We start from the raw sequence: 25936 nt of genomic DNA on the forward strand, positions 1-25936 counted from the left end.
CACCATTTGCCTTTTACAAAAATCAAAAATAAGATTAATCTGCTATTGCTTCTACCTTACCTTCTACGAAAAGCTTCATCCATTCTGTTGTAACGGATTTGGGGCGTTCGAGAGAAAGGCCGAGGGCACGGTCCCAGCACAGGGATGCCAGTACGCCCAGCGCGCGGGATACGCCAAACAGCACGGTGTAGAATTCATATTCTACCATGCCGTAGTGTACCAGCAGGGCGCCGGAATGTGCATCCACATTGGGCCATGGGTTCTTTACCTTGCCCAGCTCCTGTAAGATGGGGGGCACGGTTTCGTATACCATCCAAACGATGTTCACCAGCTCATCGTTTGGCAGATGTTTCTTTGCAAATTCCATTTGCGCGGTGAAACGGGGATCGGTTTTGCGCAGTACGGCATGGCCATAACCAGGTACTACCTTACCATCTGCCAGGGTCTTGCGCACATATTGCTCGATCTGGCTTTTGGTGGGTTTACCGCCACCCAGCTCCTGCTGCATATTCATGATCCATTTGATCACTTCCTGGTTAGCCAGGCCATGCAGGGGACCTGCCAGGCCGTTCATACCGGCAGCAAAGGACAGGTATGCATCGCTTAATGCGGAGCCTACCAGGTGTGTAGTATGCGCGCTTACGTTACCACCTTCGTGATCTGAGTGGATGGTCATGTACACGCGCATCAGTTCCTTAAAGCCTTCATCCTGGTAACCCAGCATATGGGCAAAGTTGCCGGCCCAATCCAGCATACCATTGGGCTGGATATGTTGTCCGTCTTTATATTTACGGCGATACACGTACGCTGCAATGCGCGGCAGGCGGGCAATGAGGTTCATGGTATCTTCGTACATGTGGCTCCAGTAGTCTTTTTTGTTGATGCCTTCAGAATAGGCCTTCGCAAAGGCAGATTCTGTTTGCAGGGCCATGATACCTACGGTGAACATGGTCATGGGATGGGTAGTGATAGGCAGCGCTTCTATCGCATCAAATACGTAGTTTGGTACGTGAGAGCGGCGGGCCCACATGCCGGAGAGATATTGTACATCTGCTTCGGTGGGTAATTCGCCTATCAGCATGAGGTAGAACAAACCTTCAGGTAAAGGCTCCGCACCGCCGGGGGCTTTTGGCAGGTGTTCCCGCAGCTCAGGGATGGAATATCCCCGGAAACGGATACCTTCATTCGCATCCAGCAATGATGTTTCTGTAACCAGGCCGGTGATGCCGCGCATACCCTGATAAACCTGGGCGATGGTTACTTCGTCTATTTTCCTGCTTCCATGGTTCTTTACCAGGTCCTTCACTTCTGTATTCAGCTCATCGGCCTTTACCTTGAATTTTTCTTTTATATACCCCATTTTAATACTAGAGTTTGATAGTTAAAACACAATCGATCAATTGTCAAAAGTAATGATTTGTTAACGAAGTTACACCTGTTTTTTTCATTAGCCGGTTGACGTTAGAGGGTGGTTGCGGATGCTTGTAACGTACTGATATATAGTTGATTAAATAAATTATGATGTAAAATAGGTATATTAAAGAAATGTGAAATTTTCGAAAAAGGGGGTTCTAATGGGTTTTTAATGGGTGAAGTTATGAATTAGAGAATGTGTTAATGGGTGGACATACTCTCCCCTACTTGGGCGCCCGCATGTATAACCAAAATGCTAATCCCCCGAAAAGAAAGTTAGGAATCCAAACTGCTAGTAAAGGGTTCAGGTTGGCTTTGGTGGAGAACACTGTGGAGAACTGCAGGAAAATGATATAGCTGGCGCTGATCACAATACCCAGGGCCAGGTGCAGGCCGCTGCCGCCCCTTACCTTACGGGAGGCGATAATGGCGCCAATGAGGCTGAGTATGATCACTGCGGCAGCAGCGGACGTACGGCGGTACCGTTCTACATAATAGGTATTGAGGCCTTCTGCGCCGCGCAGCTCTTCCCTGTTGATAAAGGCATTAAGCTGGGGCGTGGTCATGGCTTCCTGGATATTCTTTTCTTCTACCATCTCTTTAGGGTTGAGGGCCAGCTTGAGGGAGGTATCCTGTTTGCTCCACCAGGTTTCTTTTAGGCCTTTGATACGGCGCAGGGAAACATAGTTGAGGTTCCATACATTTTTTACAGAGTCCCAGGTGATCCTGTCTGCCCGTACCTTAAGAGTCATATCCATACCTTCTACCCTTTCCAGCACGAAATTGCCGCCGCTTTTATACGTGGGATCGTAGGAACCAAAGGTCACGTAGGTAAAACTATCTATACGGGTAGTTTTATCATACATGGTGTGGTTATCGCTGTGGGAATTGACGTATTTATTCTCGAATGTAGTGCGGATACGGTTTGCATTGGGTACTGTCCACCGGTTGCCCAGCCAGAGCAGGCCGCCAAACAGGAAAGCGCCTATCCAGTAGGGCCGCAGCATACGGCGGAAGCTGACGCCGGCGGCCAGGATAGCGATGATCTCTGAACGGTAGGCCATCTTGGAGGTGAAAAAGATCACCGAAATAAAGATGAACAGCGGGAACAGCAAAGCGGCAATGTGCGGGATAAAGCCGAAATAGTAATCTACGATAATGGTCCTGAGCGACAGGTTATTGCCCATGAAGTCGTCCACCTTTTCCGTTACGTCTATCACCACTGAGATCACCAGCAGGATGATGATGGAATAAATGAAAGTGCCTATGAACTTACGTAGTATATACCAATCGATCTTTGTCATGTACAACTTTTGCGGCAGCAATATAATGATTTAACCATATACCATAGGAGCGCCTCCTATAATCTTGTTTTCAGCTGTTCTACCATCCTGGTTTTCCAGGCGGTATAGGTACCGGCCAGGATCTGTTCCCGGCAGGCTTTTACCAGCTGCAGGTAGAAGGCCAGGTTGTGTATGCTGGCCAGGGTAAGGCCCAGGTACTCGCCGGCGGCAAACAGGTGGCGCAGGTAGGCCCTGCTGTAGTTATTGCTGGCAAAACAATCCGTTTCCGGATCTATGGGAGAAAAATCCGTTGCCCATTTCTTGTTCTTGATGTTGATAACGCCCTGCCAGGTGAACAGCATACCGTTCCGGCCATTGCGGGTGGGCATTACACAATCGAACATATCGATGCCTAAGGCAATGTTTTCCAGGAGGTTCCAGGGCGTGCCCACGCCCATCAGGTAGCGGGGTTTGTGCACAGGCAGTATTTCGCATACCAGGCCGCACATGTCGTACATCTCCGCTTCCGGCTCCCCTACGCTGAGGCCTCCGATGGCATTACCCGCGCAGTCGCGGGCGGCTATCTCCGTAGCGGAAATGGTACGCAATTCCTTATAGGTGCTGCCTTGTACGATGGGGAACAGTGTTTGCTCGTGCCCATAGGCAGGCTGCGTTTCCGCCAGGCGTTTAATGCAACGGTCAAGCCACCGGTGCGTGAGCTCCATGGATTTACGCGCATAATGGAATTCTGACGGGTAAGGCGGGCATTCGTCAAAAGCCATAATGATATCTGCCCCAATGGTGCGCTGGATGTCCATCACACTTTCTGGGGTGAAGAGGTGGCGGCTGCCATCGATATGCGATTGGAAAACAACGCCTTCTTCCTTTATTTTGCGGTTGGCGGCCAGGGAAAATACCTGGTAGCCGCCACTGTCTGTTAAAATGGGTTTCTCCCAGCCATTGAAGCGGTGCAGGCCGCCGGCGGCGGAAAGCACTTCGAGCCCGGGACGGAGGTAGAGGTGATAGGTATTGCCGAGGATGATCTGGGCCTTTACATCGGCCCGGAGCTGCTCCTGGGTAACGGCTTTTACGCTGCCTACTGTGCCTACAGGCATAAAGATGGGCGTTTCTATAGCGCCATGGGCGGTGGTGAGCACGCCGGCACGGGCGGAATTATCTGTTTTTAGTAACTGAAAGTCCATAATTGAAGGGGCAAAGGTAAGGGTTAATGTGCGGATGTGCAGGTGTGCGGATGTGCTGATAATGTTAATATGTGAATGGAGGAAGCGGATATGAGCCAACCGTGACCGCTGATGTAATACGGAAGGGGCAGATCCACAGGGTTAAAAGGTCTCCAGAAAGACAAGCCGGCATCCGGGCAGGAAAGCGGCGCGTTCATATAACCGGGAAGATGCGGATAAACGAAGATCCGGAGCCAGAGAAAATGCGGAATTTAGGGGTGGATTTCGTGGCTTGGAAAGGCCGGAAAATAACACGTCAATGTTAATTTTTGCGGAAGAGCTGGAACAGGCGGGAGTGGTCGTAACTTTTTTATCCCCAAAGGGGGACAGATAATCGAAAACATATATATTTGTCCTCAATATGTCGGAAAGCCTGGGTTTAATTGTCTTTTACATTTTTGCTACCGTGGCCGGTATACAAGTGCTGTATTACCTGATCTTCTTTTCCCGCGTAGCCTTCTACAAGCGTAGATTCGATAACGATGAAGCGCCTGCTGATCCCTTCTCCATCATCATCTGCGCCAAGAACGAGGAGCTGAACCTGGAGAAGAACCTGCCAAGTGTGCTGCAACAGCGTTATGGCCGGAACGACGCCCCGGAATACGAGGTGATCGTGGTGAACGATAACTCTGAGGATGATACGAAATACTACCTGCGCTCCATAGAGCCAGGTTATCCCCACTACCGCCATATAGAGCTGAAACAAGCCGCCAAATTCATTCCCGGTAAAAAATACCCGCTATCCATGGGCCTGCGGCACGCACAGCATGAGCATGTGCTGCTGACAGACGCGGATTGCCGCCCTTCCAGCGTTAGCTGGCTGTCTATCATGAGCCAGGGGTTCCGGGAAGATAAAGAGATCGTGCTGGGGTATGGCGCTTATTACAAAAAGCCGGGTTTCCTAAATAAGATCATCCGGTATGAGACTTTTTTCAGCGCCCTGCAATTCCTGTCTTTCGCCATGGCCGGTGTTCCCTATATGGGAGTGGGCCGCAACCTGGCCTATAAAAAGGACCTGTTCTTCCGTCATAAAGGATTTGTAAACCATCAACACCTGGCATCCGGGGATGATGATCTGTTTGTGAACAGCGCCGCTACCAGCAAAAACGTGGCAGTGGTGATAGACAAACAGGCGTTTACGTATTCTGAGCCCAAGGATAACTGGGGCCGCTGGTTCCGGCAGAAAACCAGGCATATGTCCACCGGTAAACATTACCGTTTTGGGCACAAGCTGTTGCTGGGACTGTTCTCCTTAACGCATTTCCTCTTCTACCCTGCTTTTATTGTAGCGCTGTTCTACTGGCCTATGATGGAGTATGTACTGGCGATCTTTGGCGCCAAGCTGCTGATACAGTCCATTATCTTCTTCTCCAGCATGCGTAAGCTGGATGAGGCAGACCTGTTCAAGCTGTCCTGGTTCATGGACATCTTTATGTGCCTGTATTACATTATCTTCACACCCGCTTTGCTCTTTAAATCCAAGACAAAGAACAGGTGGTAGGAACTAGCTGTTAGTGGTTTACCGGGGTTAACGTTTCTAAACAAACATCAATATAATAGCTGTTAACTATTAGTAATTAGCGAACGCTAAAGGCTAATAGCTAACAGCTAATAGCTTTTTATACATGGACATCATCCTTAAATATTTTGGCGACTTTACACCGCTGCAGCTGGAGCAACTGACGGCATTGGACGCCGCTTACCGGGAGTGGAACGAGCAGATAAATGTAATATCCCGCAAGGATATAGACAGCCTTTATGAGAAACATGTGCTGCATTCCCTGAGCATTGCCGCGGTAGCGGACTTTACGGAGAACAGCCAGGTGCTGGACCTGGGTACAGGCGGCGGTTTCCCCGGCATTCCGCTGGCGATCTTCTTCCCGGACGTGCAGTTTCACCTGGTAGATTCCATCGGCAAAAAGATAAAAGTGGTGCAGGCCGTAGCGGAGGCCCTGGAGCTCAAGAATGTGACCACCGCGCATATGCGGGCGGAAGAGATCAAAAACCGGCAGTTTGATGTAGTGGTATCCCGGGCGGTAGCGCCGCTGGCGGATCTTTGGAAATGGAGCCGGCCACTGCTGCGCAAGACCAATAAACTAAGCCCGGAAGGCGAGCCCGCCCCCAATGGGCTGATCTGCCTCAAAGGCGGCGATCTGACACAGGAGATCTCTGAGAGTGGCGTGCGGCCATCCCTGGTAGAGATCAAATCCCTGTTTGAAGAGGAATATTTTGCGGAGAAGTTTGTGGTGACAGTGAGGCGGTAAGAACGATTACTCCTGCATATTTGTTTCCAATGTAACATGTTGTATACCCAGGTGCTCCAGCTCATGGCGGAGGGCCTTTTTGAGCTCAAATACCTGCGGGTTGTCCAGATCCGGGTTTACCACCAACTGGGCCGTAAGGGCGTTCTCTGTGGTGCTCATCGCCCATACATGGATATGATACATGTCCTTTACGCCGGGAACCTGTAAAGCCGCCTGGCGGATCTTACCGATATCAATACCCGGCGGCACCCCATCCATAGAAAGACGCAGGCTACTGCGCAGCAGGTCCCAGGTGCTGTATACCACTACTACAATGATCAATAAACTTACGGCCGGATCTACCCAATACCAGCCGGTCCCTATAATTATAAAGCCCGCTACTACCGTGCCCAGGGATACCAGGGCGTCTGACAACAGGTGCAGGTAAGCGCCTTTTACATTCAGATCGTGCTCCTTATCTTTAAAGAAGAGGAAGGCAGACAGGGCATTGATCACAATGCCAATGCCGGCTACTATGGCCATGGTGCTGCCAGGCACCGGCGCCGGCTGTGAAAAGCGGCGGATGGCCTCATACCCGATAGCCCCTACCGCCACGAGCAGGATAAGGGCGTTCAATAATGAAATGAGGATAGTACTTTTACGGTAACCATAGGTGTACCGCTGGCTGGACTTTACCCGGGCCAGGCGGAATGCAAGGAGCGAGAGGGCGAGGCTGGCCACATCGCTGAGGTTGTGGCCGGCGTCTGATACCAGGGCCAGGGAATTGGTGAGGAAACCCACGCTGAACTCTATTACCACAAAAGCCAGGTTCATGGCAATTCCCCAGAGGAAGGCGCGGTTAAGATGACCATTGCCGGAGGGAAGCGGATGTACATGATCGTGCGACATAGCGTAAATTTAAAATAATGTGTTGATGTGCAGATGTGCAAATTTGCAGATTGGGGGATGAAGGATTATAAATTTTTAATGCAGGTTGTCCATTTGGCGGATGGATAGTTGTTAAAGAGATGGCACCGGCGACAGATGGTGACCTTAGCTGGTCCCCGGGGCGCCCACAACGGGCAGGGAAAGATAAGGCCTAAGCGGCCGGCGTAAGGAGAACAGCCCGCTAACATACTGATAACCTGACAGTTTAGGGTATTTTGGGAAGCGGGGGTATAAAAATTATTCAGGGCGTAAAATATCCGGAGCGCGGCGTCGTCTTCCTAATTAAGATGAAAGAGTTGCTCCTTACAAAAACATCTATGGCCATAGAACAGAATGAGCGTATACAGCAGACCGTTCAGAAGGAGCGCAAGCGTTTGCTTCATTTTATCCGGCAACGGGTGAATAATGTGGCGGATGCGGAGGATATCTTACAGGATGTATTTTACCAATTCACCGAATATTTACGATTAGGCAGCCAGATAGACTCGATCACAGGCTGGCTGTTTGCGGTAACGCGGAATAAGATCACGGACTGGTTCCGGAAAAAACGTGAACGGAACTTCTCTGACAATACCGTAGAATATGAGGGAGAGGAAACATTGTTCCTGTCTGAGATACTACCAGACCACTCCTCGAAGGCGGATATGCCCATGCTCCGTAAAATGCTGGCAGAAACCATTATGGAGGCAATAGAAGAGCTGCCTGCCGAACAACGCAATGTTTTCCTGCAACATGAAGTAGAGGGCAAATCATTCAAAGAAATGGCGGAAGAAACCGGGCTTTCCATTAACACTTTATTGTCCAGAAAACGCTATGCGGTGCTATACCTGCGCGAGCGGCTGGCGGAACTGTACCGGGAATTATTAAACAACGATTAAACGCATTGATATTATGAGACGTAAACCTGGATTGGGCGTACTAAAGTTCATTCTTTTAGGCATATTGTTCGTGACCGTACTGGGCTTTGTGGTAATGACATTATGGAACTGCCTGATACCCGATCTTTTCCATGGGCCGGTGATCACCTTCTGGCAGGCATTGGGATTATTACTGCTGGGCAAGCTTTTGTTTGGCTGGCATGGCCATCAGCATGGCGCCGCATGGAAAGCTAACTGGAAGGAGAAAATGCGCCGCCGCATGGAGTCTATGACGCCGGAAGAAAAAGAAAGACTGCGCGACCGTTGCCGGTTTGGCTCAGGCAAATTCTTCAGGGATGAGGAAGAACAGAAACAGACACAGGAATAATGTGCTGATGGATTGGAGCGGATAGATGGATGAATGATGACGCAGAGATATAACATTGAAGGAAAAAGAATTATTAATATTTGTTTTGATTGTAGCATAACCCTTTAAAAACCATTCTATGCTATACGCCATTGCTAATTATTATAAAATGGATACTATGATCGGTATCTTCAAAACTAACATCGCCACGCCCGAAGAACGTCAGTTGATGATACGGGCCATACATGCGCATTTTGATGTAAGCAGCGCCTACGTGGATATTGAAGACTGCGATAGGGTGCTGCGTGTTGCAGATATGAAAGTAGATGAATATACGATGATGGATTTTGTACGGCAGCAGGGATTCCTGTGCGAAGTACTGGAATAAGTATGGTGTAAAAGCGAAAATTTTTCGCTAACTTATATCCATGAACCCGTCCCCCAAAAAGAGGTTACTATTCCAACTCTATGCACTGTCATGGTGCCTGTTTCTATTCTCCAATACTGCTACCGCCCAGGAGTTTCCCAAAGGATGGGTGTTTCCGCTAAACCTGGGACAAGGCGCAGTTACCGCTTTCAATCATACGCCAGACCTTTATTTAGGCACGCTTTCATTCAGCCCGCAGTACACGCTTGTACCAGGCCGGTTGCGCGCGGGTATTACCGCCGGCGGCGCTTATACCAATAAAAGGATCTATGGCATTGGCGGGCCGCAACTGGCGCTGCTGCTAACGGATAAACCGAAGATACTTTCCAGTACAGTGTTGAATGTTCAGCTGGTAGCGGAGCAGCTCTGGGGCACAAAAGAGCAGCGGTTGGCCGGTGGCGGACTGGCGGTGGAAGTGGGTCAGCTGGCGGTATTTTCGATAAAGGCTTTGCGGGATTATCATTTGAATGCGTGGTGGATAGCAGGAAGCGTGGGCGTAAATTTGTTTGGCAAGAAACCAAAGGAGAACCCGTTTGAGTGATGAGAATGGTGAAGTAGTTAGTTGAAATACTAAGTGGCTGGAGTAGATAATGATGAGATATCAGGAAGAGTAGGACGCATTGAAGAACTAAACGGCTGGCTGAAGTATACTGGAATACTATGATGATGGAAGGTTAGCTGAGAGCGGAATCAATATCTGATTGTAAGAATAACAGGCTGGCTTAACAGGAACTATATAGTGAACATTGAACAATGTAAACGTAAAGAGTTATGGCGAAGACAGCTTTAGTAGTGAGCGGCGGCGGTTCCAAGGGCGCATTTGCCGTGGGCGTGATCAAATATCTTACGGAAAACCGGCCGGATATACAGTTTGATACACTGTGCGGCACCAGCACCGGCTCCTTAATTGTACCCCTGGTAGCGCTGGGCGAAACCAATCTCCTGGAAATCCTGTATACCACCCAAACCACCGCCGATGTAGTGCTTACCGGCAATATCCTGAACCGTTTTCTGCGTGCCAACTCCCTGTATGACGCCACTCCCCTGGCGCGGCAAATAACCAATATCATTACGGAAGAGCGCTTTGAACGGCTGGCGGCATTACGTAAAGAACTATTCCTGACCGGCGTATGCCTGCAAACCGGGCGCATCACCTATTTCAGCACAACGGGCATGCCCATGCTGAATAATAGTTATGATGTGGTAAAATTGACCACCGCGCAGGCCATGCGGGAAGCCGTGCTGGCCTCTGCATGCCAGCCGGTGTTTATGCCGCCAATAGAGGTATCTGCCGTTACGGAAAAACCCCGGCAGTTTGTAGATGGCGGCCTGCGGGAATATGCACCTATACAGCTGGCCATTGATAACGGGGCTACGGAGATCTATGCGATCCTCTTAACGCCGGAAACACCGCCTATCAGCAGTGAGCGTTTCAGCAGCGCGTTTGATATACTGGAGCAAACGATCGATTGGTTCACCACGGATGTGGCGGTAAATGATGTGCAGATACCGTTATTGTATAACCGGGCGCTGGAATACCTGGCCGCCGTGAAACAAAAGATGCAGGATGGCGGTATACCGGCAGCGGATATTGATAAGTATTTTGATATACCCGGCGCTAATCCATTCCTGGGAAAACGATCACTGACCATCCATCTTATCCGGCCGGATGCGCCATTAGGCGGTGGCCCTGGTGGGTTGGAGTTTGATCCCACGGAGATGAAAGGTATGCTGGCTAAAGGGATGGAGGTAGCGGAGCGGTTGTTTAGCTGAAGATGATGATGTGCAGCATGTTTGTGATGTAGACCTGTGCGGCTTTCTTAAAGGGAAATGTACGGCCTGCGGATCACAGCATCGATGAATTTATTTATCTCGCTTGGATCTATCGGTTTCCTGAAATAAGTAATATCCATATTTAAGTGGGCATACTCTTCTTCCTGTATGTCAGCGCCGGACTCAAGGATGATTTTATTTTTATAGCCATTTTCTTTAAGTGCGGTAATAAATGTGAGCCCATCCATGACCGGCATGCTCCAATCTGTTATGATGATATCATAACTAAGAACATCCTTTGTTAATAAAACTGTAGCCGGTTCATGGGCAATGTCAATTATACATTGGTATGGGGCATTTGTTTTGAGCCATTGTTGCAGACTCTTTTGAGAAACGAGTAAGGATTGTACATTGTCATCTACTATTAAGATCTTTTTCATTTTAAGACGCTATCCTGGTTATAATATTGTACTTGATGTCCCGTAATACCTCTTGCTGTTCTGTAAGCCGGCTTCTTTTATGGGCTAAGGTATTTTTTTGCTCGTCAGATAAGCTAACATATGTTGCGTTGTTCAAATAGCTTTTTAATAAAAAAAGAGCATCTGCCGAAAATGTTTTTATATCATGAACAGATTGTTTTGTAACTGATTTCAGCATAGAGAAATCGTCTTCGTAAAGCGTAACCAGTTTTTCGATATCAAGTTTTAACGCTGCGATGATCACTTCTGTTGATACGGTATCCGGGAGGCAGGTTATCGCGAGATAAAGCGTTTCCTTTAATCGCTGTATGCAGCTGATGGCGCGGTCAATGGCGTCGATCTCCTTTTCCGCCTGTTTAACGGCGAATAAACGTGCCTGTTTTTTTCTGTCCAGTTCATCTTTCAATCGCTCCAGTTCCAACACAGTGGCTTTATTGTGCCTGAGCGTAATTCTGGCGGAAATAAAATTGGCAATACCAATTAAGATCGCTGCAAAGGATGAGATGAGGGCTACTATGATCGTTGCATTCATTCGGAACAGGGTTGATCCATGAATGTACTAATTATTAACCAAATCCATCGCCCCTACCCTACTTCATACCAGCCACGGCGTGCTTATCAAATATATGTAAAAGCAGGGGGGAAAAGAAAGGGGAACGCTGTGCGGCGCCCCCTGGGTATGTTAAATTTCTGTGTCCTCTTAAGGTTTGTACACGTTATTCTTCCGGTCGATATCTGCCATACGCTGGCTGGGATCAATTTCCAGGCTGGAGATCTCGCTAACCGGGATATCCAGCTGTATTTCGTAGGTAGGATGCGTCCATGCCCACCATTCGTGGGTGATACGTTTCATGGAATCGTCTTCCTGCGGTTTTTCGCCAAACATGAGGGACAGCGGAATATAGTGCATCACCTGTACACCGTTGGTGGCGGTTAATACCAGGTCAATAGGCATGGGCATCTCCCCTATCCTGCGCAGGCGCACCACGGCTTTGCCGTCTTTATCGTATACGCTGTCAATACTGTAATCCACATGTTTAAGGGTGTTTACGAAGAACATCCGGTACCAGTCCAGCTGGAGGCCGCTTGCTTTCTCCATAACCCGCATAAAGTCATTTACATTGGGATGTTTGAAGCGCCAGTCCGCATAATAGTTCAGCAGTCCTTTATCCCGGGCCTTTGCGCCGATCACATATCCCAGCTGCTCCAGGAAAACGGCGCCTTTAGGATAAGCGTTAAGGCTATAGGCGTAGTTGGTGCTGAAATAGTCTGAGGGAGTGCTCATCGGCTCTTCCAGGCCGCTGCGCACCAGGGCGAAATAACCGTTGTAAGTGCCGGCATGCGCGCCTTCCCCTTTCAGGGAGTCGATGGTATTGAACGTTACATTATCTTCCGCAAAAGTGGTAAACCCTTCATCCATCCAGGGATACAGGCTTTCGTTGGTGCCCATCATACCCTGGTACCAGCTGTGCATCCATTCATGCATGGCAACGCCATACAGGCCGTTCAGCTTGCCATTGCCCATAATGAGCGTAGCCATGGGATACTCCATGCCGCCATCGCCACCCTGGATAAAGGAATACTGTTTATACGGATAAGCGCCATAGTGGGCTTTGATAAATGCATATGCCGCCGGCACCATCTTCGCAAATTGCGGCCAGGTATCCTGGGTAGCCTCGTTCTCTATATAGAAGAAGTGGGCGGTAAAACCATCCACACGCTGCGTGATATGTTTATAGTCCGGATCAGCCGCCCATACAAAATCGTGCACATTGGGCGCTACGAAATGCCATACCAGGTTACTACCAGCCGGACGGGTTACCTGCGCGCCGGGTGTTTCATAGCCATGGCCTACCTGGTTAGGATTCTGCAGGTAGCCGGTGCCGCCTATTACAAAACGTTTATCGATAGTGATGGTTACGTCATAATCGCCCCAAACGCCGTAGAACTCGCGGGCAACGTAGAAAGTGGGATGCCAGCCTTCGTAGTCATACTCGCACATTTTAGGATACCACTGGGACATGGAGTAATCCACGCCCTCCGCATTATTACGGCCGCTGCGGCGGATCTGCACCGGCACCTGCGCTTCAAAGTCCATGTCGAACACGGTGGTGGCATGCGGGAGGATGGGTTTATCCAGCGTTACTTCGAGGATGGTTTCCACTACTTTGTATTGCAGTGCGCGGCCATCACGTTTGAGGGAGAGTACTTTCTGGTAGCCGATCTCGTCTGGTTTAAGATTGGCGATACGGTCGCGTACGCGGCCATCCCAGTCTGCACGGCCGTTTGGCAGCACGGTTTTGCCCAGCTCACGGCTGCGCATATCCATCATGCTGTTGGGTTGAAAGGCATTCCAGTAGAGATGGTAGAATACTTTGTACAGCGTGTCGGGTGAGTTATTGGTGTATTCCAGGCGTTGTTTGCCGGTGAAACGATGGTTTTCGACGTTCATTTTCACGTCCATGGTGTATTTCACCCGTTGCTGCCAACGGTCTGGCTGTGCCTTTAGTGAGAGTCCTGTAAATAGGAAGGCGAGCAGGGTTGCTCCTGCGATCATTTGCTTCATCCAGCGTTTAGATTTTAGAGTGCTAATTTAGGGCTATTTGGGGTTTATGTGGCTCCTACTATCACTACAATTTCCCAGTTGACAATTTTTTGTGGGGAATGTTTTTGGGGGATTAGATAAGTTTAGCAGCTGGTTTTGGGGTCAAAAACGGGCAAATAATAAGGGGACTTAAATGATAAAAAAAGGAGTAAAAGCGTGATCCAAATCCTCTCTAATTGATTGAAAGTTAATCACCTATTTTCATTGCCGGGAAATTGGAACGGGTTAATTTTACAGCGTTGAATGAATGAAACGTTTCAATTATCAAACTTAAAAATTTTTGCACATGCTTGAGAAAGAGTTACAATATTACATCGACAACCAGGAACAGCTGGTGAATCTTTACAACGGCAAACATCTTATTATAAAGGATGAGCAGGTCCAGGGCGCTTATGATACATTCGAAAAGGCGTATGCGACTGGTTTTGGAGAGTATGAGCCGGGTACTTTTATAATTCAGCATTGTTTCCCCGGAAAGGCGTCTTACAGCGCTGCTATCTGGTCTCCCAGAGTACTTTTTTAGTTAACCACCTTAAATTTTCACTCCTTAGTTAACCTTTAAACTTTAAAACATTGAGTCAACCATTTAAGGCCTTTACAGCCAGGCCAGCAGCAGGCTTATTGCAGGAAATTGTTGTGAATGTCGGCGTTTCAGCTCCTTTCCCTGTAAACCTCGGTGATTGGATCAGCAACGATGATTCACGGGTCTTACAAATTGGAGCATTGTGGGATACCGGCGCCACCAATAGTGTGATAACCAAATCAACGGCAAGACAGTTGGGGCTTGAACCATTTGGCATGATTGAAAGTTATCATGCCGGGGGTAAAACGAAGGCGCCCAGATACGCTGTTCACATCTTCCTGCCTACCGGAGACATGTTAATGAATGTTAAGGTATCAGAATGTGCAGATGCAACAGGCAGTTTTGGTGTGGTCATAGGCATGGACATTATTACAAAAGGAGATTTTGTGATCACAAATGTGCAAAACACCACTACCTTTTCTTTTAGAATGCCCTCCATTGAAACAATTGACTATACCCGAAGTAAGTATAATCAAGGGCCGATGACGCATGTTTCCCCCTCCACACCGCGCAACATGCTTTGCCCATGTAACAGTGGAAAAAAGTATAAACATTGTCATGGGAAGGAGGAGGCTTAGCATGTAATGCTATCAGGTTTGTTATACCCCTGCCACTATCACTACAATTTCCCCTTTAACCCCTTTTTCTTTAAAGTAGTCATGTACTTCCTGCAGGCTGCCATGTTTATTTTCTTCAAACATTTTGGTTAACTCACGGCATACGCAGCATATACGATCCGGCCCAAAGTACTTGATCAGTTCTTCGAGGGTCTTTACCAGGCGTTGGGGGGATTCGTAGAAAACGATGGTGCGCTCATCCTGTGATAGTTGGGTGAACAGGGTATGACGGCCTTTTTTAAGAGGTAAAAAGCCTTCGAAACTAAAGCGGTTCATGGGGATACCACTATTAACGAGGGCGGGTACAAAGGCGGTAGCGCCGGGCAAACATTCCACCCGTATGCCTTCGCGTATACATTCCCTTACCAGCAGAAAGCCGGGATCTGATACGCCGGGCGTACCGGCATCTGTGATCAGGGCCATGGTTTTGCCAGCCTGCAGCTGTTGCGCAAGGTGCTGCAGTACCTTATGTTCATTATGCTGATGGTAAGGCGTTACCGGCTTTTGTATGTTATAGTGCTTGAGGAGCACGCCGGAAGTGCGGGTATCTTCTGCCAGTATCAGGTCTACCTCTCCCAGTACCTTTACGGCCCTGTAGGTGATATCGGCCAGATTGCCTATAGGGGAAGGAACGATGTAGAGCATGAGGCCGGCTTTTAGCGCTTAGCTGTTAGCCGTTAGCGCTATGCCTTGCGGCTAACAGCTAACGGCTATGGCTAACAGCTTATTTTATTGAATATTTACTTCGTAGAATTCCATTACCTGGTTGGCCAGTAATTTCTGGCAGGCGTTCTCTGCCAGCTGTTGAGCTTCTTCTTTGGAAGCGGCATCTATTTGCAGGGTAATGTGTTTGCCTATCCTTACATCGTTTACCTGGCCAATGCCCAGGTTCTTTAATCCGCTCATAACCGCTTTACCCTGGGGATCCAGCAATTCTTTCAGTGGCATCACATTAATGTGCGCAGTAAATGTCATTGTGCTAAAAATTTTGAAGTGCAAACCTAGCGAAAATTGTTGATAGTTAAGAGGACTATCACGCTGCTTTTCCGGGCGGCACTATCAATGACAGGACTACGTAGCAAACAAATATAAAGGGAGCAGCCGCATAATGGAGTATGGGAATAGCGGCCAGCAGCAGTACTATCAGCAACAGGCGCGGCCAGTTCTGGGCCATGTTAAAGCTCTTGAATTTAAGGCTGATCATGGGTATTTCCGCTACCATCAGGTAACACAGCAGGGCTATGATCACATACAGGACCCAGATATTCTGTAAAAAATGCGCCAGGTTGAAGTTATTGAACAACATGATCAGCGGGAAAGAAGCCACCAGCAGGCCAACGGCCGGCGTAGGCACCCCGATGAAGAATTCTGCCTGCCGGGTATCGAGGTTGAACCTGGCCAGGCGGTAAGCGGCAAAACAGGGCACCAGCAAGGCCGGGGCCAGGTTAAAATAAGATACGTCAAATACGTCCGGCTGCTGCATATACGCGCTGCGTAACAGGCGGAACAGGATCATACCGGGTACTACGCCAAAACTCACCACATCTGCCAGGGAGTCGAGCTCCTTACCCATGGGGGACTGGATACCCAGCCAGCGGGCCACCAGGCCATCGAAGAAGTCCAGCACGCCTGCGATCACTACAAGGGCGGAAGCCCAGTACACCGGCTCCGGATTGGTGATAGTATATTCTATCCCGTTAAACTCCGCTATATACTGCGGAGCGTGCAATATGAAGATGATGGCGATAGCGCCACAAAAAAGATTCCCTAAGGTTAGGACGTTAGAAAGTTGTCTCATGACGGTCGTCGGTCCACAGTACACGGCGGCCACAGTAGTGGGCGGCGGCGGTTACACATGCCTGCCCAATGTTCATCCGTTACTGCGGTGATTTTTGTACATAGATAATAAATTATTTCAAACTATTACGTAATGTTTGAAATTTATTCGTGATATGATCATCCGGCTGCTTTCATCAGGGCTTCTATCTCATCTGCCGTGATGGGTATATTCTTCATCAGATCTATGTTGCCATTGGCAGTGACCCAGATGTTGTTCTCTATACGGATACCAATCTGTTCTTCCGCTATATAGATACCTGGTTCTACGGTGAGCACGGCGCCTTCTTCCAGGGGCCGTTGGAAGGATGGGGCCAGATCGTGTACATCTACACCCAGGTGATGGGAAATACCATGGTAAAGATATTTGCGGTATGCCGGACTTTCGGGGTCCTGGTTTTTGATATCCGCTTCGGTGAGCAAACCTATCTGTACGAATTGTTTGCCGGCTTCCTGCCCTACCATCTCATGATATTTAGCGATGTTGATACCAGGTTTGAGGATGGACTTAGCGTACATATGCAGGTGCAGGCAGGCATCGTAGACCTCGCGCTGGCGGGCCGTGAATTTGCCGCTTACCGGTACGGTACGGGTTAGGTCTGCATTGTAACCGCCGTAGGCAGCGCCAAAATCCATCAGGATCAGCTCCCCTTCCTTACACTCCTGGTTATTGGCGATATAATGCAGGGTACGAGCACGGTCACCGCTGGCTATAATAGAGCTATAGGCTTCGCCGGTAGCGCGGTTGCGGAGGAACTCATGCAGGATCTCTGCATGGATCTCATGCTCCCATACCCCCGGACGGATGAATTGCAACAGGCGGCGGAAGGTTTTTTCCGTGATATCAATAGCCTGCTGGATCACCTTGATCTCCTCCGGCGTTTTTACCGCGCGCAGCGCCTTTAATATAGGAGCCGTACGGAGGTAGTTATGCAGGGGGTAGCGCATTCTGAGCTCCTGTGCATAACGGTAATCCCTAACAGGTACCAGGCTGGCCTTGCGGTTATTTTCGTTGGTGTTAAGGTAAATGTGTTGAGCCTCGTGGATCCACTGCTGGAGCAGGGCGTCCAGGGTATCCAACCATACGATGGTAGAGATGCCGGAGATTTGCTGGGCTTCTTCTTTGCGGTGGCGGCGGCCATCCCATTTCTCTTTTTGCTCATTAGGGCGCACCAGTACCAGGACTTCGCGGTATTTAGGATCGGGATTGTCCGGGTAAAGGATCACCATGGTATCTTCCTGTTCTATGCCGGTAAGCCAGTAGAGGTCTGAGTTCTGTTTGAAGGCGTAGAGGGCGTCGCCGTTGGAAGGCAGCTCATCGTTAGAGTTAAAGATGGCAATGGACTGCGGTTGCATTTTTGCCGTAAAGCGCTGACGGTTCTTAATAAAGAGCTGCTGATCCAAAGGCAGATACTTCATGGTGATTTGAGTTTAAGGGCTCAAAGCTAAGAAATATGTTGATGTGCGGATGTGTGGATGTGATCGCGGACTTAAGTGGGACGGGTTTGGCGGGCAGAAAAGGTAGATAGATGTAGGGCGAGGACGGGGGTTATGATGGATGAACGTCCGGAGGAGCCGGGCATCGGAGCTGGGATAAGCAGTAAGGCGAAAGCCGTGTGGAGGATGCAGCATGGCAGATGGGCAGTGGCGTGGATGAAAGATATGGGTGTACGAAGATCGGCAGGTTGATAAAAGTGCTGACAACGATAGCAACATCATCAGTAACAGCCGGAATTTCAGCCTTTTAGCGGACGGAGGCTTAAAATTTAACTACTTTGTAATCGAATCCATTTGAAAATCTTCAACAAGAACGCCAGAAAGGCTACACAATTTCTAAATTTACATCTAATAACACCTGTTAAATTTGATAATATCAAAAATTCGCTAGTTTTGCTATTACACCAAAACAATCTTGCTGTATGCAAATTAGCAGCGTTAGAAATCCCGTGGCCGAACTGCGGGAGATAGGAATAGCGGATACAGCCGATGTACACTACCAGTTAACTCCTGAAGTACTGGTTACACAAACTCTCAGCCGCCAACAAGGTATCCTCGCTGACAATGGCGCACTGGCTGTAAATACCGGTGAATTTACCGGCAGATCCCCCAAAGATAAATTTATTGTAAAGGACGAGCTTACTGCTACGACCGTTAACTGGAACGACTTTAACCAACCACTTGCCCCTGCGGTCTTTGACAATTTATACGCAAAGATCACGCAGTACTTTGCCGGTAAAGAGGTGTGGATGCGGGATTGTTATGCCTGCGCCCACCCTGAGTACCGGACAAACATACGGGTGATCACAGAAACGCCCTGGGCTAATCTTTTTGCCTACAACATGTTCCTTCGGCCTGCAGAGGAAGAGCTGGAATTCCAGGACCCGGAGTGGACTGTGATACAAGCTCCGGGCTGCCTGGCCGATGGTGCAGCAGACGGCGTACGCCAGCATAATTTCTCCGTGGTGAACTTTACAAAGAAAGTGATCCTGATAGGCGGTTCTGCCTATACCGGGGAGATCAAAAAAGGCATTTTCACCATCCTGAACTATCAGCTGCCACATTTTAAAAATGTGCTGAGCATGCACTGTTCCGCCAACCAGGGCAAGGACGGCGATACCGCTATCTTCTTTGGCTTAAGCGGCACAGGTAAAACCACTTTAAGCGCTGATCCGGAGCGTAAGCTGATCGGGGATGATGAGCATGGATGGAATGCGCACAGTGTATTTAACTTTGAAGGGGGCTGTTATGCTAAGACCATAGATCTGAGTGAGGCCAAAGAGCCGCAGATCTATCAGGCCATCCGCGAAGGCGCACTGCTGGAGAACATTGGCTTTGTTCCCGGTACCCGGCAGGTGAACTATGCGGACAGGGCCATTACGGAAAATACCCGTGTATCTTACCCTCTCCATTATATTGATAATGCAATGGAACCATCCATTGGCGGTATCCCCAAACATATCTTCTTCCTGACTTGCGACGCTTATGGCGTGCTGCCTCCCATCAGCAGGCTCACGCCGGAGCAGGCGATGTACCAGTTCATTTCCGGCTACACGGCCAGGGTGGCAGGTACAGAAACCGGCATCACGGAGCCCAAGTCCACCTTTAGCGCCTGTTTTGGCGCCCCCTTCCTGCCGCTGCATCCAGCAAAGTATGCGCAGATGCTGGGCGATAAGATGCGGGAGAACCAGGTGAGCGTATGGCTGGTAAATACAGGCTGGACCGGCGGCGCCTATGGCGCGGGGCAGCGTATACAGCTCAGCTATACCCGCGCTATGATCTGTGCTGCCTTAAAAGGCGAGCTGGACCGGCTGGCGTATATGGAACACGCCATCTTTGGTTTTGCAGTGCCGGAAATGTGCCCGGGGGTGCCGGCAGATATCCTGGATCCGCGCAACACCTGGGTTGATAAAGCTGCTTATGACCGGCAGGCAAAAGACCTGGCTAAGCAGTTCACAGACAACTTTAAGAAGTACGCATCACAGACGCCAGCAGAGATTTTAGCGGCAGCGCCAAAGATGTTGTAACAAGTAAAAATTATTTAAATAAAATTTAACTTTTAAGAAAATATACCTATATTGAGGTCCCTTGTGCTTTTATAATTTCCACTATTAATCAACAGCAAGTTCCAACTTATAGTGCGCGTAAGCGCCGCCAACGCAAAACAAGTTCCCCGGTTATTGTTCATGAATATGCAATCAGGGGTACTTGTTTTGCGGAACTTGCGGCGGAGCCCCAACTTCACTGAGATTTCTTTCCCTTCTTTTTTGTTTTGTTCATTGCTAACATGTGATTTTCTGATTTGTTGTGCCTTGTTGGTGCGTTTCGCGTATTCCTTCGTCTCGAATCGTTATATGATCGTGATTAATATGTGTTGGCAGCGGATATATAGTAATGCATAGGCTGATTGGTAGTCTTGTTCCTATAGACGTTTTCTGATCTTTGTTCCTATAGACGTTTCTGTTATGTGATAATGCGTTCTCTATTGGATGACGACGGTGCCTTCCAGGGCCAGCTTGAGGCGCCGCCGGGCTAAGTGTGATCAAAATACATCCAGATGTCGTCCTAATTGGAGAAATTTATGACAGCCCCTCGCCTGGATCAGCGAGCTATCAAAATTCAGAAATCACCAGCGGCCCCCTCCCCCTCTCAATTATTCCCGCTGAATTATAATTAATCTTACCTTTGCGCATGCAAATTTTAGACGGTAAACTGGTTTCCGCGGCCATCAAGGCGCAATTGGCCGAAAAAGTGACTGAGCTAAAGCTCACCAACAAAAAAACCCCTCACCTGGCAGCCATCCTGGTTGGCAATGATCCTGCGAGTGAAACATATGTGGCCTCCAAAGTGAAATCCTGCGCCGAAATAGGCTACAACAGCACCCTGCTGCGCTTTGACGCCCAGATCTCTGAAAAGCACCTGCTGGACAATATCACCCTCCTGAATGAGAATGCGGATATTGACGGCATCCTGGTACAACTGCCTTTACCTAAACATATCAACGAGGAGCTGGTGATCAACACCATTGATCCCAGCAAGGACGTGGACGGGTTTCACCCGGTGAACGTAGGAAAAATGGTGAGCGGACTGCCCACCTTTATCCCCGCCACACCCTACGGCATTATGCTCATGCTGGAGCACTATAACATTGCCACCAAGGGTAAACATGCGGTGGTAATAGGCCGTAGCCATATTGTGGGCACGCCTGTAAGCATACTGCTGAGCCGTAACGCCTATCCGGGCAACTGTACCGTTACCCTTTGTCATTCCAATACCGCTAATCTGGCTGAGATCTGCCGTCAGGCGGATATCGTGGTAGCCGCCATTGGCCGTCCGAACTTTGTAACAGGCGATATGGTAAAACCAGGCGCCGTGGTAATTGACGTAGGTATTAACCGGGTAGCAGACGCCAGCAAAAAGAGCGGTTTCCGCTTGATAGGCGACGTTAATTTTGACGAAGTAGCGCCAAAAGCCAGCTATATCACTCCCGTACCGGGTGGCGTAGGCCCTATGACCATAGCGGCCCTGCTGAAAAATACCTATCACGCTTCCATCGGGCAGAAGGTGAATATGAATTAATAAGCCATTAGCTTTTAGCAGTTAATGGCCTGCAAATATGATTAATAAGTGAGCATTTAGCGGCCTTTGAGCTGCTAAGACTGCGGTTAAATAAAATGTGCGAACTTTGTGCCTGCAAAGTTCATGAGGAAGATTGTATAATGTCATTAGTAGTTACCAATACCAACATTCAAACGACCACACTGCCAGTGATGGAGCGCTTTTACACCATCCAGGGGGAAGGCTACCATCAGGGGCGGGCTGCTTATTTTATACGCCTGGGTGGTTGCGATGTAGGTTGCCACTGGTGCGATGTGAAAGACAGCTGGGATGCAGCTAAACACCCTAAGCTGGCTATTTCCGATATTGTCCGTGAAGCAGCGCAACATCCCGGCCGTATTGCCGTGATCACAGGCGGCGAGCCCCTGATGCACAACCTGGATGCGCTTTGCGATACCCTCCATGAGCAGGGATTCCGTACCCATATTGAAACTTCCGGCTCCTCCCCGTTGAGCGGACAGTGGGACTGGATCACCCTCTCCCCTAAAAAATTCAAAGCGCCCCTGCCGGAGATCTGCCAACAGGCCCATGAGCTAAAGGTGGTGATCTTTAATAAAACAGATTTTGCCTGGGCAGAAAAGTACGCCGCCCTGGCTGGCGGGCACTGCCGCCTATACCTGCAGCCCGAATGGGAAAAAGCAGCAGAGATGACCCCGCTTATCATTGATTATATCAAGGAACACCCGGAATGGGAGTTATCATTGCAGATCCACAAGTATATTAACGTGCCGTGATAACGGGCGCTTCTTTAATCTACAATATGGCCCCCTCATCCATACATCGGGTACGCCCCGCCACATGGCCAATCATCTGCCATGATTGAAAATATTAATGTATATATTCGCGTTAATCCAATAGCATATCAGCACATTCGCACATGAGATCATTTATCACCGGTTGCTTACTTTGCTGCAGCCTGTACGTACAGGCGCAGGTAGTCACCTACGAAACCGCCAAAAAAAAGGCCCAATCCAATTTTGACAATGCGGTTGCCGCCATCCGGGAATACCGGGATGATGAGGCCATCCATTTTCTGCAGGAGGCCATCCGCATAGAACCTAATTTTTCAGACGCATATGGGCAGATGGGTATCTCCTATGTAACGCTGAAGAAATATACAGCCGCCATTGCCAGCTTTGAGAAGCTCAAACAGCTGGACAGCGCCGGTTTACGGCCTGCTATGCTCGCGTACTCCCGCGCGTTGGCAGGTAACGGCCGCTTTGCAGATGCGTTGCAAATGATCGATCAATACCTGCAGTCCGGCAAAAGCAAAAGCCCCAAAGCAGCGAAGCTAAAAGAGAACTATGAATTTGCCCTGAAAGCAGCTACCCAGGTGCCTTTTGAACCGCATAACCTGGGCGACGGCATCAATACCAAAGATCCGGAATACTTTCCCAGCCTGACCATAGACGATAAAACACTGATCTTTACCCGGCGGGTGAACGGTAAGAATGAAGACTTCTTCATCTCTCAAAAAGACAGCGTGCACTGGCAAGCCGCCAAAGATATGGGAGAACCGGTGAACACCGCCTTTAATGAAGGCGCACAACAGATCTCCCAGGATGGCGAGATGCTGGTATTTACCGGCTGCGAGTTCCCGGATGGCAAGGGCAGCTGCGATATTTACTTCTCCATGAAAACAAAGAACGGCTGGGAAGCACCCCAGAATATGGGCATGCCCATCAATACCCGGGACTGGGAATCGCAGCCCTGTTTATCCGTAGATAAACAAACGCTGTACTTTGTACGGGAAACAGCCGGCAATGGGGCAGATATCTTTATGAGCAGGCGCCTGCCCAACGGCCGCTGGGGCGTACCGGAAAGGCTAGGGCCTAACATTAACACCCCCGGCCGGGAAACCACGCCATTCATCCATGCGGATAACCAAACGCTTTTCTTTGCCTCTAACGGGCACCCCGGCTATGGCGGTATGGACCTGTTCTATTCCCGGCGGCAGCCGGATGGCAGCTGGGGGCCAGCCATCAACCTGGGCTACCCGATCAACACCATCGATGAAGACGCCAGCCTGATCGTAGCGGCAGACGGCAGAACAGCATACTTTGCCTCTGACCGTACCGATAGCCATGGCACGCTGGATATCTACAGTTTTGAACTGTATCCCGCGGCACGGCCGCTGCCTACCCTGTACGTAAAAGGGTATGTGTACGACGCCAAAACACAGCAGCGGTTAACAGCAGACCTGGAGCTCACGGACCTGGAAAGTGGTTTTACCCTTGCAAAAGTAAAATGTAATGATAGCGGCCAATACCTGGTGCCATTACCGGTTGGCAAGTCATATGCGTTTAATGTGAACAAACGCGGATACCTCTTTTACTCTGATAATTTTACGCTGCCCACAGCGCAAACAGGCACGCCGCCAGAGAAGAATATACCACTGCAGCCCATTGAAGCCAATGCGACCATTGTACTGCATAATATCTTCTTTGAAAGCAAACAGATTACGTTGCAACCTGCTTCGCAGATAGAGTTGGATAAACTGGTGCAGCTGCTGCAGGATAACCCGGGGCTGGTAACAGAGATCAGCGGGCATACGGATAATGTGGGCTCTGACCAGGATAACCTGTTATTGTCTGCCAATCGCGCGAAAGCCGTGGTGGCATATCTTACACAGAAAGGCATAGCGGCGGAACGCCTGCGTGCAAAGGGGTACGGAGAAACGCAGCCTGTTGCGGATAATAATACAGAAGATGGAAGAGCACAGAATAGAAGAACAGAGTTTAAGGTGATCAGTTTGTAAAGATGAGTAGTTAAACGCGGATATTATTTAGAAGGCGCTTGCTGTAAAGGCAGGCGCCTTTGCTTTTAATTACTTTGTTATAGTGATTGTGAGCGTGTAAAAATGAGGGTACGGGAATTTAGTTGATTGAGTTTGTGTAAAAATTTCGAAGACCGGAGGGAAAGATGTAAATTGGTGTAAATTGAAACCATCCTATGTTTGTGCCTAATGAACTATTCCACCAGATAGCCCTTACACAGATCTCACAGGTAGGGGATGTTACCGCAAAAAAATTAATCGATCATCTTGGCAGCGCCAGCGCTGTTTTCAAAGCAAAACAACAAACACTGGAGCGTATACCGGAAATAGGCACGGTGCGCGCAGCAGCCATTAAACGATTTAAAGGCTTTAAGCGCATAGAAGAAGAGCTCTGTTTTATAGAACGGTATAAGATCCAGCCTGTTTTCTATACAGATACCGCCTATCCGCGCAGGCTGCGCGATTGTTACGATAGCCCCCTGCTATTGTATTTTAAAGGAACAGCAGACCTGAATGCCACGCATTTCGTTAACATTATCGGTACCCGTAATCCCAGCCGTTACGGGCGGGAGATCTGCGAGCGGCTGGTGGCAGAGCTGGCAGCCCATAACATCACCATTGTGAGCGGGCTGGCCTATGGCATAGATATACTGGCGCACAAAGCCGCGCTGCAACAGGAGCTGCCAACCATTGGCGTATTAGCGCATGGCCTGGATCGTATCTACCCCGCGGTGCACAAACATACGGCGGCAGCCATGCTGGAAAACGGCGGGCTGCTTACGGATTTTATCAGCCAAACCAACCCAGATAAACAAAACTTTCCTAAACGTAACCGTATTGTAGCCGGCATGTGCGATGCCACTATCGTTATTGAAACCGGCTTGTATGGCGGCTCGCTGATCACCGCAGATATAGCCAACAGCTATAATCGTGATGTCTTCGCCATCCCCGGCCGGATAGGTGATGATACCTCTGCCGGTTGCCACCACCTGATCAAAACACATCGTGCCCAGCTGGTCACCAATGCAGCAGATATCCTGGAGTTAATGGGCTGGCAGCCTGTAAAAAAGCCGGCAGCCGTGCAGCAACGGGCCCTGTTTGTGTCCCTGAGCCAGGAAGAGCAATTGGTAATGGCCGCCTTTCATGAGCAGCCGGAACAGCATATTGATGATATAGCCCGCTCCTGCCGGCTGCCTGGCAGCCTCCTGAACAACGTGCTCATGCAGCTGGAAATACACTGTATGGTCAAAAGCATGCCCGGCCAAAAATACCAGTATATGGGGTAAAACTGCTATAAGGTGGCTCAAACGCATCCCCACCCACACCAAAAATACCGATTGGTATAGATTATCTCTATGTCAATATAGAAAACG

General features: G+C 49.3%; 25 protein-coding genes. 14 read left to right on the forward strand and 11 right to left on the reverse strand.

Annotation, left to right across the window (positions count from 1 at the left end):
* Positions 1 to 34: 34 nt before the first annotated feature.
* The 3 genes from F0L74_RS30590 to tgt form a co-directional block, all read right to left on the reverse strand.
* Positions 35 to 1360 (reverse strand): citrate (Si)-synthase, eukaryotic, encoded by a 1326-nt coding sequence (locus F0L74_RS30590; protein ID WP_149841681.1) that lies wholly within the window; start codon positions 1358 to 1360, stop codon positions 35 to 37.
* A 277-nt stretch (positions 1361 to 1637) separates the two neighbouring features.
* Entirely contained in the window at positions 1638 to 2717 is a 1080-nt protein-coding gene (locus F0L74_RS30595; protein WP_149841682.1) for an LptF/LptG family permease, read from the reverse strand.
* A 56-nt stretch (positions 2718 to 2773) separates the two neighbouring features.
* Positions 2774 to 3898 (reverse strand): tRNA guanosine(34) transglycosylase Tgt, encoded by a 1125-nt coding sequence (gene tgt, locus F0L74_RS30600; protein ID WP_149841683.1) that lies wholly within the window; start codon positions 3896 to 3898, stop codon positions 2774 to 2776.
* A gap of 400 nt (positions 3899 to 4298) precedes the next feature.
* Here tgt and F0L74_RS30605 point away from each other — a divergent pair, with 400 nt between their 5' ends.
* Together F0L74_RS30605 and rsmG are read left to right on the forward strand one after the other, a co-directional pair.
* Positions 4299 to 5438, forward strand: coding sequence for a glycosyltransferase (locus tag F0L74_RS30605; protein ID WP_149841684.1), 1140 nt, complete (start codon positions 4299 to 4301; stop codon positions 5436 to 5438).
* Between the two features lie 124 nt (positions 5439 to 5562).
* The gene (rsmG, locus tag F0L74_RS30610) at positions 5563 to 6201 is read left to right on the forward strand and encodes a 16S rRNA (guanine(527)-N(7))-methyltransferase RsmG (protein ID WP_149841685.1); all 639 of its coding nucleotides are present in this window, start codon (positions 5563 to 5565) and stop codon (positions 6199 to 6201) included.
* Between the two features lie 6 nt (positions 6202 to 6207).
* Here rsmG and F0L74_RS30615 read toward each other — a convergent pair whose 3' ends face one another.
* Positions 6208 to 7089, reverse strand: a complete 882-nt coding sequence (locus F0L74_RS30615; RefSeq protein ID WP_149841686.1) for a cation diffusion facilitator family transporter — start codon at positions 7087 to 7089, stop codon at positions 6208 to 6210.
* Between the two features lie 326 nt (positions 7090 to 7415).
* On the opposite strand from F0L74_RS30615, the gene F0L74_RS30620 reads away from it, so the two are divergent.
* From F0L74_RS30620 to F0L74_RS30640, 5 genes are all read left to right on the forward strand, one after another.
* Positions 7416 to 8006, forward strand: a complete 591-nt coding sequence (locus tag F0L74_RS30620; protein ID WP_246197865.1) for an RNA polymerase sigma factor — start codon at positions 7416 to 7418, stop codon at positions 8004 to 8006.
* A 13-nt stretch (positions 8007 to 8019) separates the two neighbouring features.
* Positions 8020 to 8373, forward strand: coding sequence for a hypothetical protein (locus F0L74_RS30625; RefSeq protein ID WP_149841688.1), 354 nt, complete (start codon positions 8020 to 8022; stop codon positions 8371 to 8373).
* Between the two features lie 118 nt (positions 8374 to 8491).
* Positions 8492 to 8740, forward strand: a complete 249-nt coding sequence (locus tag F0L74_RS30630; RefSeq protein WP_246197867.1) for a hypothetical protein — start codon at positions 8492 to 8494, stop codon at positions 8738 to 8740.
* Positions 8741 to 8780: 40 nt separating this feature from the next.
* Positions 8781 to 9320, forward strand: coding sequence for a hypothetical protein (locus F0L74_RS30635; protein WP_149841689.1), 540 nt, complete (start codon positions 8781 to 8783; stop codon positions 9318 to 9320).
* A gap of 230 nt (positions 9321 to 9550) precedes the next feature.
* Positions 9551 to 10552 carry a patatin-like phospholipase family protein gene (locus F0L74_RS30640; RefSeq protein WP_149841690.1) on the forward strand — a complete coding sequence of 334 codons (1002 nt, stop codon included), beginning with the start codon at positions 9551 to 9553 and terminating at the stop codon, positions 10550 to 10552.
* 47 nt (positions 10553 to 10599) lie between these two features.
* On the opposite strand, the gene F0L74_RS30645 is transcribed toward F0L74_RS30640, so the two are convergent.
* The 3 genes from F0L74_RS30645 to F0L74_RS30655 form a co-directional block, all read right to left on the reverse strand.
* Entirely contained in the window at positions 10600 to 10992 is a 393-nt protein-coding gene (locus F0L74_RS30645; RefSeq protein WP_149841691.1) for a response regulator, read from the reverse strand.
* Position 10993: 1 nt separating this feature from the next.
* The gene (locus tag F0L74_RS30650) at positions 10994 to 11563 is read right to left on the reverse strand and encodes a hypothetical protein (protein ID WP_149841692.1); all 570 of its coding nucleotides are present in this window, start codon (positions 11561 to 11563) and stop codon (positions 10994 to 10996) included.
* Between the two features lie 168 nt (positions 11564 to 11731).
* The gene (locus tag F0L74_RS30655) at positions 11732 to 13597 is read right to left on the reverse strand and encodes a M1 family metallopeptidase (RefSeq protein ID WP_149841693.1); all 1866 of its coding nucleotides are present in this window, start codon (positions 13595 to 13597) and stop codon (positions 11732 to 11734) included.
* Between the two features lie 325 nt (positions 13598 to 13922).
* Between F0L74_RS30655 and F0L74_RS30660 the strand changes: the two genes are divergently transcribed.
* On the forward strand, positions 13923 to 14159 hold the full coding sequence (locus F0L74_RS30660; RefSeq protein ID WP_149841694.1) for a hypothetical protein: 237 nt from the start codon (positions 13923 to 13925) through the stop codon (positions 14157 to 14159).
* A 50-nt stretch (positions 14160 to 14209) separates the two neighbouring features.
* Positions 14210 to 14797 carry an SEC-C metal-binding domain-containing protein gene (locus tag F0L74_RS33700; protein WP_213087148.1) on the forward strand — a complete coding sequence of 196 codons (588 nt, stop codon included), beginning with the start codon at positions 14210 to 14212 and terminating at the stop codon, positions 14795 to 14797.
* 21 nt (positions 14798 to 14818) lie between these two features.
* Here the strand turns inward: F0L74_RS33700 and rsmI are convergent, their stop codons facing one another.
* The 4 genes from rsmI to F0L74_RS30685 form a co-directional block, all read right to left on the reverse strand.
* Entirely contained in the window at positions 14819 to 15481 is a 663-nt protein-coding gene (rsmI, locus tag F0L74_RS30670) for a 16S rRNA (cytidine(1402)-2'-O)-methyltransferase (RefSeq protein WP_149841695.1), read from the reverse strand.
* 84 nt (positions 15482 to 15565) lie between these two features.
* The gene (purS, locus tag F0L74_RS30675; protein ID WP_149841696.1) at positions 15566 to 15811 is read right to left on the reverse strand and encodes a phosphoribosylformylglycinamidine synthase subunit PurS; all 246 of its coding nucleotides are present in this window, start codon (positions 15809 to 15811) and stop codon (positions 15566 to 15568) included.
* 58 nt (positions 15812 to 15869) lie between these two features.
* A complete protein-coding gene (locus F0L74_RS30680) occupies positions 15870 to 16634 on the reverse strand; it encodes a CDP-alcohol phosphatidyltransferase family protein (RefSeq protein ID WP_149841697.1) in 765 nt (254 codons plus the stop codon).
* Between the two features lie 158 nt (positions 16635 to 16792).
* Complete coding sequence (locus tag F0L74_RS30685) at positions 16793 to 18091, reverse strand: aminopeptidase P N-terminal domain-containing protein (protein ID WP_149841698.1); 1299 nt, start codon at positions 18089 to 18091, stop codon at positions 16793 to 16795.
* A 500-nt stretch (positions 18092 to 18591) separates the two neighbouring features.
* Between F0L74_RS30685 and pckA the strand changes: the two genes are divergently transcribed.
* From pckA to dprA, 5 genes are all read left to right on the forward strand, one after another.
* Positions 18592 to 20196 (forward strand): phosphoenolpyruvate carboxykinase (ATP), encoded by a 1605-nt coding sequence (gene pckA / locus F0L74_RS30690; protein ID WP_149841699.1) that lies wholly within the window; start codon positions 18592 to 18594, stop codon positions 20194 to 20196.
* Positions 20197 to 20860: 664 nt separating this feature from the next.
* Positions 20861 to 21748, forward strand: a complete 888-nt coding sequence (gene folD, locus F0L74_RS30695; protein ID WP_149841700.1) for a bifunctional methylenetetrahydrofolate dehydrogenase/methenyltetrahydrofolate cyclohydrolase FolD — start codon at positions 20861 to 20863, stop codon at positions 21746 to 21748.
* A 140-nt stretch (positions 21749 to 21888) separates the two neighbouring features.
* On the forward strand, positions 21889 to 22521 hold the full coding sequence (locus F0L74_RS30700) for a 7-carboxy-7-deazaguanine synthase QueE (RefSeq protein ID WP_149841701.1): 633 nt from the start codon (positions 21889 to 21891) through the stop codon (positions 22519 to 22521).
* A 143-nt stretch (positions 22522 to 22664) separates the two neighbouring features.
* Positions 22665 to 24545 carry an OmpA family protein gene (locus F0L74_RS30705; RefSeq protein ID WP_149841702.1) on the forward strand — a complete coding sequence of 627 codons (1881 nt, stop codon included), beginning with the start codon at positions 22665 to 22667 and terminating at the stop codon, positions 24543 to 24545.
* Positions 24546 to 24739: 194 nt separating this feature from the next.
* Positions 24740 to 25849: a DNA-processing protein DprA gene (gene dprA, locus F0L74_RS30710; protein ID WP_149841703.1), complete on the forward strand. Its 1110-nt coding sequence runs from the start codon at positions 24740 to 24742 to the stop codon at positions 25847 to 25849.
* Positions 25850 to 25936 lie beyond the last annotated feature (87 nt).

The sequence above is a fragment of the Chitinophaga agrisoli genome (assembly GCF_008386695.1).
In the GTDB taxonomy this organism is placed as follows: Bacteria; Bacteroidota; Bacteroidia; order Chitinophagales; family Chitinophagaceae; genus Chitinophaga; species Chitinophaga agrisoli.

Bases quoted from the DNA above. Each gene is read 5' to 3' on its own strand.
- F0L74_RS30590 (WP_149841681.1), bottom strand. From the start codon at position 1,360: ATGGGGTATATAAAAGAAAAATTCAAGGTAAAGGCCGATGAGCTGAAT.
- F0L74_RS30595 (WP_149841682.1), bottom strand. From the start codon at position 2,717: ATGACAAAGATCGATTGGTATATACTACGTAAGTTCATAGGCACTTTC.
- tgt (WP_149841683.1), bottom strand. From the start codon at position 3,898: ATGGACTTTCAGTTACTAAAAACAGATAATTCCGCCCGTGCCGGCGTG.
- F0L74_RS30605 (WP_149841684.1), top strand. From the start codon at position 4,299: ATGTCGGAAAGCCTGGGTTTAATTGTCTTTTACATTTTTGCTACCGTG.
- rsmG (WP_149841685.1), top strand. From the start codon at position 5,563: ATGGACATCATCCTTAAATATTTTGGCGACTTTACACCGCTGCAGCTG.
- F0L74_RS30615 (WP_149841686.1), bottom strand. From the start codon at position 7,089: ATGTCGCACGATCATGTACATCCGCTTCCCTCCGGCAATGGTCATCTT.
- F0L74_RS30620 (WP_246197865.1), top strand. From the start codon at position 7,416: ATGAAAGAGTTGCTCCTTACAAAAACATCTATGGCCATAGAACAGAAT.
- F0L74_RS30625 (WP_149841688.1), top strand. From the start codon at position 8,020: ATGAGACGTAAACCTGGATTGGGCGTACTAAAGTTCATTCTTTTAGGC.
- F0L74_RS30630 (WP_246197867.1), top strand. From the start codon at position 8,492: ATGCTATACGCCATTGCTAATTATTATAAAATGGATACTATGATCGGT.
- F0L74_RS30635 (WP_149841689.1), top strand. From the start codon at position 8,781: ATGAACCCGTCCCCCAAAAAGAGGTTACTATTCCAACTCTATGCACTG.
- F0L74_RS30640 (WP_149841690.1), top strand. From the start codon at position 9,551: ATGGCGAAGACAGCTTTAGTAGTGAGCGGCGGCGGTTCCAAGGGCGCA.
- F0L74_RS30645 (WP_149841691.1), bottom strand. From the start codon at position 10,992: ATGAAAAAGATCTTAATAGTAGATGACAATGTACAATCCTTACTCGTT.
- F0L74_RS30650 (WP_149841692.1), bottom strand. From the start codon at position 11,563: ATGAATGCAACGATCATAGTAGCCCTCATCTCATCCTTTGCAGCGATC.
- F0L74_RS30655 (WP_149841693.1), bottom strand. From the start codon at position 13,597: ATGAAGCAAATGATCGCAGGAGCAACCCTGCTCGCCTTCCTATTTACA.
- F0L74_RS30660 (WP_149841694.1), top strand. From the start codon at position 13,923: ATGCTTGAGAAAGAGTTACAATATTACATCGACAACCAGGAACAGCTG.
- rsmI (WP_149841695.1), bottom strand. From the start codon at position 15,481: ATGCTCTACATCGTTCCTTCCCCTATAGGCAATCTGGCCGATATCACC.
- purS (WP_149841696.1), bottom strand. From the start codon at position 15,811: ATGACATTTACTGCGCACATTAATGTGATGCCACTGAAAGAATTGCTG.
- F0L74_RS30680 (WP_149841697.1), bottom strand. From the start codon at position 16,634: ATGAGACAACTTTCTAACGTCCTAACCTTAGGGAATCTTTTTTGTGGC.
- F0L74_RS30685 (WP_149841698.1), bottom strand. From the start codon at position 18,091: ATGAAGTATCTGCCTTTGGATCAGCAGCTCTTTATTAAGAACCGTCAG.
- pckA (WP_149841699.1), top strand. From the start codon at position 18,592: ATGCAAATTAGCAGCGTTAGAAATCCCGTGGCCGAACTGCGGGAGATA.
- folD (WP_149841700.1), top strand. From the start codon at position 20,861: ATGCAAATTTTAGACGGTAAACTGGTTTCCGCGGCCATCAAGGCGCAA.
- F0L74_RS30700 (WP_149841701.1), top strand. From the start codon at position 21,889: ATGTCATTAGTAGTTACCAATACCAACATTCAAACGACCACACTGCCA.
- F0L74_RS30705 (WP_149841702.1), top strand. From the start codon at position 22,665: ATGAGATCATTTATCACCGGTTGCTTACTTTGCTGCAGCCTGTACGTA.
- dprA (WP_149841703.1), top strand. From the start codon at position 24,740: ATGTTTGTGCCTAATGAACTATTCCACCAGATAGCCCTTACACAGATC.